We start from the raw sequence: 15540 nt of genomic DNA on the forward strand, positions 1-15540 counted from the left end.
GGTGGCCGCCTTCGCCACCGAACGGACGAGCATACGCGATCGCTTCGCGCCGTGTCGTGAACGTGCGACGCGCTTGCGTGCGTTTCGTTCGGTCCCTTTCGGCGGTGTCGGGCGACTGTCGCCGTTTCGTCGGCCAGCCGGCGGCTTCGCCCGCGACAGCGGATTCAGCTCCAGTCGGACGCCGACTCGTCCGGATCGCCCAGCGTCAGCCCCGCCGACGGCAGCGGCAGCGCGGTCTTGTAGCGCACCTGCTTCAGCGCGAAGCTCGACCGGATGTTCGACACGCCGGGAATCGTCGTCAGCCGCTCGATGATGAAGCGCTCGAGCGTGCGCATGTCGGGCATCACGACGCGCAGCAGGTAGTCGGCGTCGCCGGACATCAGGTAGCACTCCATCACCTCGGGGCGCTGCGAGATCGCTTCCTCGAAGCGCTGCAGCGCATCCTCGACCTGCTTCTCGAGGCTGACCTGGATGAACACGTTGATCCGCAGCCCGAGCGGCTCCGGGTCGAGCAGCGTGACCTGCTGCCGGAACAGCCCGAGCTTCTCGAGCGCGCGCACGCGGTTGAAGCAGGGCGTGGCAGACAGGTTCACTGCCCGCGCGAGTTCCGCGTTCGTGATCCGCGCGTTCTGCTGAAGCTGGTTCAGGATGCCGATGTCGATGCGGTCGAGCCGCCGCGGGTGTGCGCTCATGGTGGAAATTTTCTGCAGGAGTGGCCGTAGCCAGAATATTTACACCATCCGAAGCAGAATGCCCAATGAAATCAGACGCATATTTTGCGGATCGGCGGGTAGCATGATTCGACCGATTGCCACTGATTGCGCGCCGCTCCAAACCGGCGCGCGGGAGACCTGCGATGACGGACCTGTCGAACGGACTCGAAGCCACGCGGCGCGCGAACCTCGCGCACGCCGACGCCGACCCGGAAGAAACCGCCGAATGGCTCGAAGCGCTCGACGCGGTCGTCGCGCACGTCGGCAAGGATCGCGCGCAGTTCCTGCTCGACCGGCTCGCCGACCATGCTCACGCGAGCGGCCTCGCGGCGACGCGCGGGCCCGTCACGCCGTACCTGAACACGATCGCCGCGCACGACCAGTCGCCTTACCCGGGCGATGCCGAGCTTGAGGAGCGGCTGTCGGCCGCGCTGCGCTGGAACGCGCTCGCGATGGTCGTGCGCGCGAACCGCGCGTACGGCGAGCTCGGCGGCCATATCGCGAGCTATGCGTCGGCCTCCGACCTGTTCGAAGTCGGCTTCAACCATTTCTTCCGCGCGGCAACGGCCGACGGCAGCGGCGAACGCGGCACGAGCGGCGACCTCGTCTACTTCCAGCCGCATTCGTCGCCGGGCGTCTATGCGCGCGCGTATCTCGAAGGCTTCCTCACCGAGGATCACCTGAAGCATTACCGCCGCGAGATCGCCGGCCCGGGCCTGTGCTCGTATCCGCACCCGTGGCTGATGCCCGACTTCTGGCAGTTCCCGACCGGCTCGATGGGCATCGGCCCGATCAACGCGATTTACCAGGCGCGCTTCATGCGCTACCTGCAGCATCGCGGCCTGGCGAACACCACGAACCGCACCGTATGGGGCTTCTTCGGCGACGGCGAGATGGACGAGCCCGAATCGCTCGGCGCGCTGTCGCTCGCCGCGCGCGAGGGGCTCGACAACCTCGTGTTCGTGATCAACTGCAACCTGCAGCGGCTCGACGGCCCGGTGCGCGGCAACGGCCGCGTGATCGACGAGCTCGAGGCGCTGTTCGCCGGCGCGGGCTGGAACGTGATCAAGGTGTTGTGGGGGTCCGACTGGGATCCGCTGTTCGCACGCGATCATGCAGGCGCGCTCGCCCGCGCGTTCGCCGACACCGTCGACGGCCAGTTCCAGACCTTCTCCGCGAACGACGGCGCGTACAACCGCGCGCGCTTCTTCAGCCAGGATCCCGCGCTCGAAGCACTCGCCGCGCAGCTTACCGACGCGGAGATCGACCGCCTGCGCCGCGGCGGCCACGACGCGCGCAAGCTGCACGCCGCATATGCGCGCGCGCTGGCCCATCGCGGCCAGCCGACCGTGATCCTCGCGAAGACGATGAAGGGCTACGGCATGGGCACGGCCGGCCAGGGCCGGATGACGACGCACCAGCAGAAGAAGCTCGACGTCGACGACCTGAAGGCATTCCGCGACCGCTTCCGGCTGCCGCTGTCGGATCTCGACGTCGAGCAGCTCACGTTTTATAAACCGGCCGAAGACAGCCCCGAGATGCGCTACCTGCACGCTCGCCGGGCTGCCCTGGGCGGCTATCTGCCCAGAAGGCGGATGGTGGCGTCGGAGGGGCTCACCGTCCCGCCGATGCCGGCCTGGGGTGCGTTCGCGCTGGACGCGGGAGGTCGCGAGATGTCGACGACAATGGTGCTCGTGCGCATGCTCGCCGCGCTGCTGAAGGACCCGGCGCTCGGCCCGCGCGTGGTGCCGATCGTCGCGGACGAAGCACGCACGTTCGGCATGGCGAACCTGTTCCGGCAGGTCGGCATCTACTCGCCGCTCGGGCAGCGCTACGAACCCGAGGATCTCGGCTCGATGCTCTACTACCGCGAGGACACGCGCGGGCAGATTCTCGAGGAGGGTATTTCGGAAGCCGGCGCCGTGTCATCGTGGATCGCCGCGGCGACTGCATACAGCGTGCACGACCTGCCGATGCTGCCGTTCTACATCTACTACTCGATGTTCGGCTTCCAGCGCATCGGCGACCTGATCTGGGCCGCCGCCGACCAGCGCTCGCGCGGCTTCCTCGTCGGCGCGACGTCGGGCCGCACGACGCTCGGCGGCGAGGGGCTGCAGCACCAGGACGGCAGCAGCCATCTCGCGGCGTCCACGATCCCGAACTGCCGCGCGTACGATCCGGCGTTCGCGTACGAAGTCGCGACGATCGTCGATGCCGGCATGCGCGAGATGGTCGAGCAGCAACGCGACGTGTTCTATTACGTGACGGTGATGAACGAGAACTACGCGCAGCCGTCGATGCCCGACGACGATCCGGCCGCGCGCCGCAACGGCATCCTGAAGGGCATGCACCGGCTGCCGTCCGGCTCGAACGCGACGGCGCGCGTGCAGTTTCTCGGCGCGGGCGCGATTCTCGGCGAAGTGCTCGCCGCGCAGCGGATGCTGGAGGACGACTGGGGCATCGATGCCGCCGTGTGGAGCGTCACGAGTTTCAGCGAATTGCAGCGCGACGGGATGGAAGCCGAACGGCTGGCGCGGCTCGGCGAGACGGCGGCCGAGCCCTATGTCGCGCAGCAGCTTGCCGAGACGCACGGCCCCGTGATCGCGGCGACCGACTATGTGCGCGCGGTGCCCGAGCTGATCCGCGCCTACGTGCCGCGCCGCTACGTGACGCTCGGCACCGACGGGTTCGGCCGCAGCGATACGCGCGAAGCGCTGCGTGCGTTCTTCGAAGTCGATCGGGCGAGCATCGTGCTTGCTGCGTTGAAGGCGCTCGCGGATGAAGGCGAGATCGATGCCCGGATCGTGCGCGATGCGCGCGAGCGGCTTGGCAAGATCGCGCAGCAGCCCGGTGCGGCGCCGTGGCAGCGCTGAGCGGTGCGTCGTTTGTCTTCGTGCCTGGGCGTTGGGCGTTGGGCGTTGGGCGTTGGGCGTTGGGCGTTGGGCGTTGGGCGTTGGGCGTTGGGCGTTGGGCGTCTGAGCGTCTGAGCGTCTGAGCGTCTGAGCGTCTGAGTGTCTGAGCGCTCGGGCGCTCGGGCGCTCGGGCGCTCGGGCGCTCGGGCGTCCGCCATCGACACCCCCGTCGCGCATTCGCTCCCGTATCGCTTACGGGCAAGCCGCACCCTCGCGCCACGGCGCGTCTCGCGCACCATGCCACTCGCTGAAATCCCCCACCGCGACCGACGCATCCGTCGGTCGCACCTTTACCGCGTGCACGCGCCTACAACGGCAACGCATGCGTCGAAAGAATCTCCTTGAGCACCATGAACGAGCGCACCTGACGCACGCCGGGCAGGTATAGCAGCTGTTCGGCGTGCAGCCGGTTGAAGCTGTCGTTGTCGCGCGTGCGCACCAGCATGAAGTAGTCGAATTCGCCGGTCACGACGTGGCACTCGACGCACCCCGACACTTTCTGCGCGGCCTTCTCGAACGCAGCGAACGCTTCGGGCGTCGAGCGATCCAGCACGAAGCCGATCACGACCAGCATCCCCGCACCGAGCGGCTTCGGATCGAGCAACGCGACGATGCCGCGGATCAGCCCCATCTCCTTCAACCTTTCGACGCGCCGCAGGCACGCCGGCGCGCTCAGCTTCACCTTCGCCGCGAGGCTCACGTTGGAGATCGACGCGTCCTGCTGCAGTTGCCGCAGGATCGCGCGGTCGATGCGATCGAGCGCCGGTGCGGCGTCAGCCGGCGATGCGCTCCCTCGATCTAATTTCATTGCGTCATCCTCCTACTCAACGAATCGAAATTGTTTATAGCGTTCCATCAATGTCGATAACGTAGGCCGACGCAATTGATTTCGCAAGCTCATTTCTCGCGCTTCTGCCTATCATTTTTCTCGTCGGAACACGGCCTGCCGGCCGCACCCGAACGATCCGATTACCCGCCCTGTCCACCGCTTTCCGGAGCACGCCGATGAACCTGCAACGTTTCCCCCGTTATCCGCTCACGTTCGGCCCGACGCCGATCCAGCCGCTCAAGCGCCTGAGCGCGCACCTCGGCGGCAAGGTCGAGCTGTATGCGAAGCGCGAGGACTGCAACAGCGGCCTCGCGTTCGGCGGCAACAAGACCCGCAAGCTCGAATACCTGATCCCCGACGCACTCGAGCAGGGTGCGGACACGCTCGTGTCGATCGGCGGCGTCCAGTCGAACCAGACGCGTCAGGTCGCGGCCGTTGCCGCGCATCTCGGGATGAAATGCGTGCTCGTGCAGGAGCACTGGGTCAACTATGAGGACCCCGTATATGACAAGGTCGGCAACATCCAGCTGTCGCGGATGATGGGTGCCGACGTGCGGCTCGTGTCCGACGGCTTCGACATCGGCATCCGCCGTAGTTGGGAAGAAGCGATGGAGAGCGTGCGGCAGGCGGGCGGCAAGCCGTATCCGATTCCGGCCGGCTGCTCCGAGCATCCGCTCGGCGGGCTCGGCTTCGTCGGCTTCGCCGAGGAAGTGCGGCAGCAGGAAGCCGAGCTCGGTTTCAAGTTCGACTACATCGTCGTGTGCTCGGTCACGGGCAGCACGCAGGCGGGGATGGTCGTCGGCTTCGCGGCGGACGGCCGCGCGGATCGCGTGATCGGGATCGACGCATCCGCGACGCCGGAGAAGACGCATGCGCAGATCACGCGCATCGCGCGGCACACGGCTGAGATCGTCGAACTCGGGCGTCGCATCGACGAGCAGGACGTCGTGCTCGACACGCGTTATGCAGGCCCCGAATATGGGCTGCCGAACGACGGCACGCTCGAGGCGATTCGTCTGTGCGCGCGGCTCGAAGGCATGCTGACGGATCCGGTGTACGAAGGGAAATCGATGCACGGGATGATCGACAAGGTTCGGCGCGGGGAGTTTGAGCCGGGCTCGAAGGTGCTGTATGCACACCTCGGCGGCGTGCCGGCGTTGAGTGCGTATGCGGAGATTTTCCGACAGGGGTGAGGCGGGCCGGGCGGAGGTGCGGCGCGCACCGGCGTCACGCCTCCGTCGAACCGGCACGGCTCCCGCCCGGTTCAGCCCCGCTCATCGGGCCGTCTCACGCAGTACCTTCATCTCGATGTCGCCGTAATACATCGTTCGCTCGATCACATCGGACGGGCGGGTCTTCCACCACCATTTGTAGAGGCCGAGCTTGAAGTAAGCGTCACGATCGTTCGGATACGCGTTCGGTACGCCCGTAACATGCACGACGCATTCGCCGTTGCGGAAAACATCGGTCAGCGCGTCGACGCCTTGATCGTCCGGTCGATACCGCAGCACCCACCAGACCGGCTTCCCGCGATCCGCCGACGGGTCGCCGAACGCAATGGACTGGCTCGGCATGCCCGGCGCGCCGCGCACATCGACTTCGTACTTCCCGTTATTCAGCAGCAACGCAAACGGCGGTGACCCGTCGCTGCCGCCCTGATGCAACTGCGCGATGAGTTCCGGCTGTCTGGAATCGAACCGGTAGTCGGCGGGAACGACCGTCGACCAGCGCACCTCGTAGTCACGACCGTTGACGAAGCGAAACACCGGAGAGAAGCTGATCTCGGAACGTGGCGTGCCGCTCGCCACGCTGCTGAAATCCTGCGAGCGGTTCATCGTCACCCTCAACAGCGTGCCGTGAATACCGGAAATTTCGGTGGTGGTAATGTTCTGCACCACCGGCTCCTGCAAACGAAGCCGCGAATCGATGCCGCGCGCCCAGTCCGACCGATAAAAGCGCGCATCGTCATGCTTGCCGCCTTCCGGGCCCGCGTGGCAAACCGATGCGACGAGCACGCATGCGGCAACGACGAATCTACCGCACATTCCGCTCCCCTTTTCGCCGAAACAGCCGCGACACATACGCGCGCGCCAGCATCGCCAGGAAGCGGCTGTTGGTCGACAGGTAGCGTTTCCACATCCGCCCCGGCTCCTGGATCACGCGAAACGCCCACTCCAGCCCGCTGCGCTGCATCCACGGCGGTGCCCGCTTCACCTTCCCCGCCACCACGTCGAACGTCCCGCCCACGCCCATCACGAAATCGACGCCCAACTGCGATTTCCAGCGATTGATGAAGTTTTCCTTGCGCGGCGACGTGATCGCGACGAACAGCAGCCGCGCACCCGACCGGCGGATGTCGTCCACGACCGCCTGTTCGTCGTCCCAGAAATAGCCGTGGTGATATCCGGCGACCGGCAGCCGCGGGTAGTGTGCCGCCGTCACGGCGACGACCCGCTCGACAACCTCCGGCGTCGCGCCGAGCAGATAGACCGGCAGCCCTTTCGCTTCGGCCAGCGCCAGCAGCCGATCGAACAGATCCACGCCCGCGACGCGTTCCGGCACCGGGATGCCGAGCAGCCGCGCGCCCCAGACGACACCCATGCCGTCGACGTTGACGACGTCACATTCGCGGACCGACGCGGCGAGTTCCGCATCGCGCTGCAGGTTGACGATCTTCGCGACGTTGACGACGACGTGCTGCGTGAATTGCCGTTTCTCGACTCTCGCGTCGATCCAGTCCACCGTATCGTTCATCGACATCAGATGGATCGGGCACGAAAAGAATTCAGCGCGGTTCATTGCAAGGCCTCGCCATCATTTTTTTTAACATCCGGAATATCGTTGGCAAATCGCGACGACCGGTGCAGCAATGCATACAGCTCCTTCAACTTCGCCGACACATCCGCGGAGAAGTAACCGAGCGCCGCAAGCTTCTCGCGCCCGTTGGATCGCACGCCAGCCTCCAACACTTCGGCAAGCTCGTTCGTGAGACGGCCCGCGTCGTGGTCGAACACCACCATGCCCGGCGACACGCCGTCGAGCAGTTGCCGCACGTTGCCGACATCGACCGATACGACCGGCAGATTGAGCGCCATCGCTTCCTTGACCGATTGCGGCGACCCTTCCCGGGTCGACGTCATCAGCAAGCACGCGGCACGCGCCAGCAGGTCGCGCACCTCGCCGCGATCGAGACCGTCGATATGCCGCTCCTGCACCCGGATGCCGTGTTGTTCCGCAAGCTGCCGCAGCACCAGCGAAAATAGCGGATAGTTCTTCTCCGGCCGATTCGGCGACGACGGGAAAACAACGATCGGCACGGCGGACTTCATGCGCGCATCGTCGCGATCCTCAGCGAAGACCGTCTCATTGACAGCACACGGAATCGTCACGCAACGGCGGCGCAGCCGGATCAGACGCGACGAAATCTCCGCACTCACACCGATGCACGCATGCGCGAAGCACGCCATCGATTTCGACACCGCGCGCATCCAGAGCGGCCCCAGGATGTCCGTGCCGTGGAACGTGACGACAACCCGCGCTTTCGTGAACAACCGGATCAGCGGTGCGGAACACGCGCTCAGGCCGAAGTGGTAATGCACGACGTCGTACCGGCCCGCACGAGCGGCCTTCCAGACCTGCCAGATCGAGCGCAGGTATTCACGCTTGTCGCGATACCCCTCGATGACGAGCACATCGACCGTGCAGCCGCCGGAACGCCGCAGCGCCTCGACCTGCTCGGTCACGAACACGCCCTGCCAGGGGCTCGCGCGGTTGCTGCCGAGATACATGTTCGTAACGACGAGAATTTTCATGAGCGAACCTCCACCGCCCCGCCACGATGCGCCGGGCCGACGCGGGGCCGCCCCCACGAGAACGCATACATCGCCAGCAGCGCGGAAAATACGTAAGACGGCGACACAAATGCCATCGAGAAGATGTTGTCGAAGCAGAACGCGCCGACGATGTAGAACCAGACAGCCGGCTTGCGTCGCCCTTGTCCGTATCCGAGCACGAACACCAGCCACGCCAGCGCGCCGAACGTGCCCATCTCGACGAACAGGTGCGGATAGAACGTGTCGGTGGTCTTCAACAACCCGCCGAGCCCGTACCAGTCGAAGTGATAGAGCTGGTAGAGCGGCGACGAGAACTTCACCGATGCCGGGCCGCCGAAGCTGCCCAGCCCTTCGCCGAGCAGATTGCCGTTGCGGATCGACTCGAACATCACGCGATAGGATTCGGCGCGCGCCGAATTGCCAGCGACGACGTAGAACAGGATCTTCGCCATGCCGACCTTCAACAGCGCATCCAGCACGCCCGTCGCCATCAGCACAAGCATCATGCCCGCGATGCCGGCGGCAGCCAGCCACGCACGCACATCCCTGACGTTCCTCACGAACGGATAGAGCGCCAGCGCCGCGAACAGCTTGAACGAGAAGCCGAGCAACGCGAACACCAGGAAACCCCACGACGCGATTGCCGCGCGACGGCCGGACCAGTACCAGCGGCACAGCAGAAACGCGCAGAGATTGATGAAGCTGAATTCCGAAAAGAATCCCATCCACCCCTGCGCACGCAGGAACAATCCCGAGTCGATCCGCACCGGCATGAACAGCGGCAACCCGATCGCGTACGACACATAGAAATACAGCTGAAACAGGTCGTTGCTCACGACCACGCCGATGAACGTCCTGATCAGCACGTCGAGCCGGTCGCGGTACGGGAAGATCGCCACCGTGATCGCGACCGGAAAGAGGAAACGGACGAGTTCCTCGATCCCTGCATGGACGTTGAACGACAGCAGCATCCCGATGCAGAGCGACACGGCGACGGGGAGCGCGACGACGGCCAGCCGGTGAAAGCGCGGGCGCAGCAGAATCGCCGCGAACACGAGGCCGAACGCGCTCATCTTTACGACCTGCGAACGATCGTCGTCGAGCGTGAGCAGCGTGTCGCTGACGCAGAAGACCAAGTAAGCGAGCGCCAGCAGTCCGGCGCCCAGGTCGGCGACGCGCGATCGACGATGCGGCACGATCGCCGGGAATCGGGCGGCCGCGTTCACGGTCGCGCTCCCGACGACGCCGGCGTCGCTTTCATATCGGCTGCGTCCAACGCCCCGATCGATTCCGCATAGGCCGCGCATACCCGCCGCGCATGCATCACGACGATCGCGTTCCGGATCAGCGTCACGACCACCGCGGACGCCAGCATGCAGAAGAACCCGGTTTCGCCGCCGATGACGACGCAGCCGCCGAGCAATGCGGCGAACAACGCCGATGTGCCGATGTTGATCCGCGCGGTGACCGCGCTCTGCTCGAACACCATCATCACGTTGCTGCTGACGACACCGAGCACGCCGGCCGCGCACTGGATCGCCAGCAGCACGCCGCCTGCGAGCACCGCGAACACGCCGTGGCCGTCGAGCCCGTATCGGTAGGTCAGTCCTGCCACCATCGCAAGATTCGCGACAAGTACGACCAGATTCGACAGGGCGATATTGCGCCGCATCGCGCCCAGCGTCGCATCGAGCGGCGCCTCGTCCTTCTTCCGCTTCACGAGGTCCGGCAATTGCGCGATCGAAATGGCGCGCGGCAGCAGGTTGCCCATCGCGGTCACCGAAGAAAACAACGACAGCATCCCCGCGAACGACGCACCGCACATCGCCTTCGCCACCGGTACGGTCACCAGCGCGATGCCGCCGGACAGGAAATTGGTCAGCCCGAACTGCAGCCCCTTCACGTCGATGCGCATCGAAAACGCGCGACGATCGGGTGCGCCGATCGCGGCGAACATCGCGACGGCCACCACGACCAGCGCAACGGCCAGGCACGACGACGCGGAATGGCCGTGGCGCGTGCCCATCCACAGCATCGCGCACGAGCCCACGATCAGCAGGCAGTCGAACGCGATCGTGATCCGGTAGCGGCGGTACGACACGAAGAAATGTCGCGCGAGCTGATACACGGTCCAGCCCCACATCAGCGCGACCACGCCGCCGAGATCGAACGCGACGAGACCGGTCGCGGACACCAGCACACATGCGAACGTGGCGGCCACGGCGGTCCATCCCGCCATCGACACCAACGAGTAGAACGCGCCGCGCGCCGCCTGCTTCCCGTCGGTCGCCGGTACGCGTACCAGAATCAGCGTCGCCCAGCCGATGGCCGTGAAGAAGCCGATCATCTGCGCGATCGACAGGTTGGACGCCGCAGCCCCAAGCTCGTCCAGCGAATAGATCCGCTGGATGACCCAGAACGTCAGCACACGATAAAGACCGGGCGCGCCGGTACAGACAAGCGCTTCGACACGGCCCAGCAGCTTTTCGGCGTCGGCATTCCGCAGCATGATGTTTGTGCGCCCGCCCGTTACCCGCGCGCCAGTATGCCGCGCGTGTCGATCACGACCTTGGTCTGCAGCCGCACCGGGTCCATTCGCCGGAACGGCGCGTGATCGACGAGGATCACGATCACGTCGGCTTCGGCCAGCGCGGTGTTCAGATCGCACAGCCGGGTCTTCGCTTCCAGCGACGCCGGCAACGCGGCGATGTTGGGTTCGACGACCAGCAGCGTCGCACCGGCGTTCCGCGCCAGCGCTTCGACGATCTCCATCGCCGGGCTCTCGCGCAGATCGTCGATATCCGCCTTGAACGCAAGCCCGAGACACGCGATCACCGGCTCGCGGAAGCGGCTCGCCGCCTGCCGCACGCGCTCGTAGACGAAATGCGGCTTGTCGTCGTTCACATTGCGCGCGGTTCGGATCAAACGCGCGTGCTCCGGCGCGGAATCGACGATGAACCATGGATCGACCGCGATGCAATGGCCGCCCACGCCCGGCCCCGGCTGCAGCACGCTGACGCGCGGATGGCGGTTCGCCAGCCGGATCAGTTCCCACACGTTGATGTCCAGTTGGTCGCAAATCACCGACAACTCGTTCGCGAACGCGATGTTCACGTCGCGAAACGCGTTCTCGGTCAGCTTGCACATTTCGGCAGTGCGCGCATCGGTCAGGATGCACTCGCCGCGCACGAACACCTCGTACAGTTCCTGCGCACGCGTGCCGCATTTGCGCGTCATTCCGCCGATCACGCGGTCGTTCTCCACGAGTTCGCGCACGACGTGGCCCGGCAGCACGCGCTCGGGGCAATGCGCGATACGGATGTCCGAGCGCTCGCCGGTCTGTTGCGGAAAGGTCAGGTCCGGGCGTTGCGCCGCGAGCCACGCGGCAATTTTTTCGGTCGCCCCGACCGGCGAAGTCGACTCCAGCACCACCAGGTCGCCCTTCTTCAGCACCGGCGCGATCGACCGGCATGCGGCCTCGATATAGGTCAGGTCCGGCTTGTTGCCCTCGGCAAACGGTGTCGGCACCGCGATCAGGAACGCATCGGCCGGCTCGGGCGTTGCCGTCGCGCGCAGGTAGCCTTGCGTCACGGCGGCATGCACGAGCATGTCCAGTTCGGGTTCGACGATATGGATCTCGCCGCGATTGATCGTGTCGACCGCGTGCTGCGACACGTCGACGCCGACCACGCTTTTACGGCGCGCGGCAAAGGCCGCCGCGGTGGGCAGGCCGATGTAGCCCAGCCCGATGACGGAAACGGTTTCGAATGACATGAATGAGGTTCTCCAGACGTCGGGGGATTCAGCAGGGCGAGCCGGCCAGGTATGCCGGCCCCTGCGTCAGGATCGGCGGCGAGACCAGCAGATCCGCAATCCGCTCGCTTGCACGGCCGTCGCCATACGGGTTGTGCGCGCGGCTCATCGCGCGATAGGTGCGTCCGTCTTCCCAGAGCTCGACCACCGCGCCGACCAGCCGCTCGACTTCGGTGCCGACCAGCCGGACCGTGCCCGCCCCGACGGCTTCCGGCCGCTCGGTGGTGTCGCGCATCACGAGCACCGGCTTGCCGAGTGACGGCGCCTCTTCCTGGATCCCGCCGGAGTCAGTCAGGATCAACCACGCGCGGCTCATCAGATAGACGAACGGCAAGTACTCCTGCGGCTCGATCAGCATGACGTTGCCGATGTCGCCGAGCAGCCGCGTGACGGGTTCCCGCACGTTCGGATTCAGGTGCATCGGGTAGACGATGCGGCACTCCGGATAGCGCTTCGCGATGGTCGCGATCGCTTCGCAGATCTGCTCGAACCCGCGGCCGAAGTTCTCGCGGCGGTGGCCGGTCACGAGAATCATGCGCCGCTCGTCGTCGACGAACGGAAACCGCTCGTGCATCTGCTGCACCAACGCCCCGTCGTGCTTGAGGCGCTCGGTAATCGTCAGCAATGCGTCGATCACGGTATTGCCGGTCACGTGCACGCGGTCGGCTTCGACGCCTTCGGCCAGTAGGTTCGCCCGCGAGGTTTCGGTGGGTGCGAAGTGATGCAGCGCGAGCGCGCCCGTCACCTTCCGGTTCGCCTCTTCCGGCCACGGTGAATACAGGTTGCCGGTGCGCAGCCCGGCTTCCACATGACCGACCGGAATGCGCCGGTAGTACGCCGCGAGCGTCGCGCCGAGCGTCGTGGTCGTATCGCCGTGCACGAGCACGAGATCGGGCCGGAACGATTCCAGCACCGGGTCGAGCGCATTGAGGATGTGCCCGGTCAGGCTGCCCAGCGTCTGCCCGGCGCGCATCAGGTCGAGATCGAAATCCGGCACGATGCCGAACAGGTCGAGCACCTGATCGAGCATGTGGCGATGCTGGGCCGTCACGCAGACGCCGCAGCGCACGCCTTCGCGGGCCCGCAACGCGTGAACGAGCGGCGCCATCTTGATGGCTTCCGGGCGGGTGCCGAACGTAACGAGGATGTTTTCGTGGTGATGGGTCATCGGAATCTCCGTCGGCGGATCACGTGCGATCCGCAGCGGTTTGCGAATCGGCGTTGTCATACCCGTACGCGCCGTAGTTGCCGTACTGGGCGGAACGCAGCCCCGGCCGGAAGCCGTTGAACACGACCGCGGTCGCGCGCGCGCCGGCGCGTTCGATCCGCTTCGCCGCTTCGAGCAGTTCGCCCGAGGTCGTCACGCCGGCACGTGCCGCGAGCAGGATCGTGTCCGCATGCGCGGCCAGGACGACGGCGTCCGTCACCGGCAGGAGCGGCGGCGCATCGAGCAGCACGACGTCGTAATCGCGTGCAACGTGCGTCAGTAACGCAGACAGACGATCGGACGACAGCAGTTCGACGGGCCGGTCGACGTGCGGGCCGGCCGGTAGCAGATCGACGTTCGGCGCGACGTCGCGCACGATGGCGGCGGCGGCGGTCCCGCCGCCGCGAAGGACGGTCGACAGGCCGATCTCCGGCCGCATGCCGAAGCGCCTGGCCAGCTCGCCACGACGCAGGTCGCCGTCGATCAGCAACACACGCTTGTTCGACAGTCCGAGCAGCGCGGCCACGTTGGCCGACACGAACGATTTCCCGACACCCGCGGACGGTCCCGTGATCAGCACGCGGTTGCCGTCGGGCCAGTCCATCAACTGGAACCGCAGCGCCGTGCACAGGCTCCGCAGCGCCTCGACCGCGGGTTCGTTCGGTCGCGTCAGCGCCAGGACCGTCGCCTCGCATGCCGCAGCGTCGCGCTGCGCGAGCCGGCGTTGCGCAACGCTGTGCGGAATCGTCGCCATCACGTTCAGGTTCGTGTCGCGCTCGATCTCCGCGGGATCGGTCACACCGCCGAACAGCACCGCGCGGCCGACGACTGCGCACGTGCCGAGCACGAGCCCCATCAGTGCGGCAATTACCGTGACCAGCGCGGGCTTCGGCCGCACGGGCTCGTCCGGCACGATCGCGCGATCGATCACGCGCACGTTGCCGATCTTGCTCGCGGTCGCCAGGCGAAGCTGCTGGATGCTGTTCAGCAAGCCGACATAGATCTCCGTTTGCACTGTCACATCGCGACGCAGGCGTACGACGTTCTGCTGCGCGTCGGGCAAGCGCCGGATCGTGTCGTTGATCGTCCCGATCTGCGCCTTGGCAGCGGCGATCCGCCGGTCGACCGCCGCGAGCTCCGGGTGAGCCGGCGTCAGCGTCGACGCCAACGCCAGCCGCTTCTGTTCGAGTTCGAACAGCGACATCTGCGCGGCGGTCGATTGCGTCAGCATCGCCTTCGCCTGCTCGGTCAGATCCACGATTTCGTGGCGGGCCTGGTATGCATTGAGGCGATCTTCGGCCGCGCGCAACTGACGCTCCACGGTCGGTACCTGGTCGCTCAGGAACGCCAGCGACTTCTCGGCGGTAGCAGCCTTGCGGCTCGCGTTCTGCCGAACGTAGTTGTCGGCGATCGCGTTAAGCACGGCGGCCGCGCGCACCGGATCATGGTTTTCGTACGACACGCCGATCACGCCGGACTGATCCTTGCCGCGATTCGCTATCGCCAGTTTCTTCTGCAGTTCGGCGAGCACGACCTGCCTCGAGTCCGCCTTCACGACGAACTGCGCGCCCGCTTCGGCTTCGATGCCGGCCACCTGCAGCGTCACGTCGCCTGCGGCCGTCTTCACGCGCAGCGGCTCGCCGATCGCGCCTTCCACATCGCGATCGAGATCGCCGCCGGACAGACGATAGCGCCCGTCGCCAAGCGACGTGACGATGAACGCATGTTTCTGGAAGTCGCGTGGCACGTCGAATGCCGGAACATCGATGCGCTCGTTGCCCCAGACGAATCCGCCGATCCCGAACAGGCCGGGCGTCGACAGCCCGCGATTGAAGCGCGCGACGGCGGAGCCGATCACGGGCACGCGGCGCGGACGCGCTTCAATGTGCAGATGCTGACCGTCGACGACCGGTTCGGTCACGAGCCGCGAGCGCAGGATTTCCATCTCGCCGTCGTCGGTCGACTTCACGTCGAACAGCGCGCCGAGGCCGCCGACGAGCCCGCCCTCCGCCATGCTGCGCAGGTCCGAGCCGCCGCTTTCGACCTGCACGGCAATGTCTGCCTTGTAGACCGGCTTCGCGACGAGTGCATAGCCGGCGCCAAGCGCGGCACACGCCGCCGTGACCGCGACGATGCGGCCTGCGTGCCGGATCAGCAGGTCGAGGATGCCGCGCACGTCGAGTTCATCGGCGTCGCGTAAATGAGGTTGGCGTGGGTTCGATGCGTTCATTTG

General features: G+C 66.2%; 12 protein-coding genes. 2 read left to right on the forward strand and 10 right to left on the reverse strand.

Features of this window, described 5'->3' with window-relative positions:
* Window positions 1–164: 164 nt before the first annotated feature.
* Entirely contained in the window at window positions 165–692 is a 528-nt protein-coding gene (locus tag ACPTTC_RS31975) for an Lrp/AsnC family transcriptional regulator (RefSeq protein WP_423395382.1), read from the reverse strand.
* A 164-nt stretch (window positions 693–856) separates the two neighbouring features.
* Between ACPTTC_RS31975 and mdeB the strand changes: the two genes are divergently transcribed.
* Window positions 857–3586 (forward strand): alpha-ketoglutarate dehydrogenase, encoded by a 2730-nt coding sequence (mdeB, locus tag ACPTTC_RS31980; protein ID WP_423395383.1) that lies wholly within the window; start codon window positions 857–859, stop codon window positions 3584–3586.
* 346 nt (window positions 3587–3932) lie between these two features.
* On the opposite strand, the gene ACPTTC_RS31985 is transcribed toward mdeB, so the two are convergent.
* On the reverse strand, window positions 3933–4433 hold the full coding sequence (locus ACPTTC_RS31985; RefSeq protein ID WP_069250588.1) for an Lrp/AsnC family transcriptional regulator: 501 nt from the start codon (window positions 4431–4433) through the stop codon (window positions 3933–3935).
* 197 nt (window positions 4434–4630) lie between these two features.
* Between ACPTTC_RS31985 and ACPTTC_RS31990 the strand changes: the two genes are divergently transcribed.
* A complete protein-coding gene (locus ACPTTC_RS31990; protein ID WP_423395384.1) occupies window positions 4631–5647 on the forward strand; it encodes a 1-aminocyclopropane-1-carboxylate deaminase in 1017 nt (338 codons plus the stop codon).
* A gap of 81 nt (window positions 5648–5728) precedes the next feature.
* Here the strand turns inward: ACPTTC_RS31990 and ACPTTC_RS31995 are convergent, their stop codons facing one another.
* Genes ACPTTC_RS31995 through ACPTTC_RS32030 form a run of 8 tightly spaced genes read right to left on the reverse strand, consistent with a single transcriptional unit; the run spans window position 5729 to window position 15537 of the window.
* Window positions 5729–6469: a heparin lyase I family protein gene (locus ACPTTC_RS31995; protein WP_423395385.1), complete on the reverse strand. Its 741-nt coding sequence runs from the start codon at window positions 6467–6469 to the stop codon at window positions 5729–5731.
* A 19-nt stretch (window positions 6470–6488) separates the two neighbouring features.
* Window positions 6489–7253 carry a WecB/TagA/CpsF family glycosyltransferase gene (locus ACPTTC_RS32000; protein ID WP_423395386.1) on the reverse strand — a complete coding sequence of 255 codons (765 nt, stop codon included), beginning with the start codon at window positions 7251–7253 and terminating at the stop codon, window positions 6489–6491.
* Complete coding sequence (locus tag ACPTTC_RS32005; protein WP_423395387.1) at window positions 7250–8266, reverse strand: glycosyltransferase; 1017 nt, start codon at window positions 8264–8266, stop codon at window positions 7250–7252. The genes ACPTTC_RS32000 and ACPTTC_RS32005 overlap by 4 nt, the downstream gene beginning before the upstream one ends.
* On the reverse strand, window positions 8263–9513 hold the full coding sequence (locus tag ACPTTC_RS32010) for a hypothetical protein (protein WP_423395388.1): 1251 nt from the start codon (window positions 9511–9513) through the stop codon (window positions 8263–8265). The genes ACPTTC_RS32005 and ACPTTC_RS32010 overlap by 4 nt, the downstream gene beginning before the upstream one ends.
* Entirely contained in the window at window positions 9510–10796 is a 1287-nt protein-coding gene (locus tag ACPTTC_RS32015; protein ID WP_423395389.1) for a hypothetical protein, read from the reverse strand. The genes ACPTTC_RS32010 and ACPTTC_RS32015 overlap by 4 nt, the downstream gene beginning before the upstream one ends.
* 20 nt (window positions 10797–10816) lie before the next feature.
* On the reverse strand, window positions 10817–12061 hold the full coding sequence (wecC, locus tag ACPTTC_RS32020; protein ID WP_423395390.1) for a UDP-N-acetyl-D-mannosamine dehydrogenase: 1245 nt from the start codon (window positions 12059–12061) through the stop codon (window positions 10817–10819).
* Window positions 12062–12089: 28 nt separating this feature from the next.
* Window positions 12090–13268: a non-hydrolyzing UDP-N-acetylglucosamine 2-epimerase gene (wecB, locus tag ACPTTC_RS32025; protein WP_423395391.1), complete on the reverse strand. Its 1179-nt coding sequence runs from the start codon at window positions 13266–13268 to the stop codon at window positions 12090–12092.
* Window positions 13269–13287: 19 nt separating this feature from the next.
* Window positions 13288–15537, reverse strand: coding sequence for a polysaccharide biosynthesis tyrosine autokinase (locus ACPTTC_RS32030; protein ID WP_423395392.1), 2250 nt, complete (start codon window positions 15535–15537; stop codon window positions 13288–13290).
* Window positions 15538–15540: the final 3 nt, after the last annotated feature.

Source organism: Burkholderia mycopellens (genome assembly GCF_964265025.1).
In the GTDB taxonomy this organism is placed as follows: domain Bacteria; phylum Pseudomonadota; class Gammaproteobacteria; order Burkholderiales; family Burkholderiaceae; genus Burkholderia.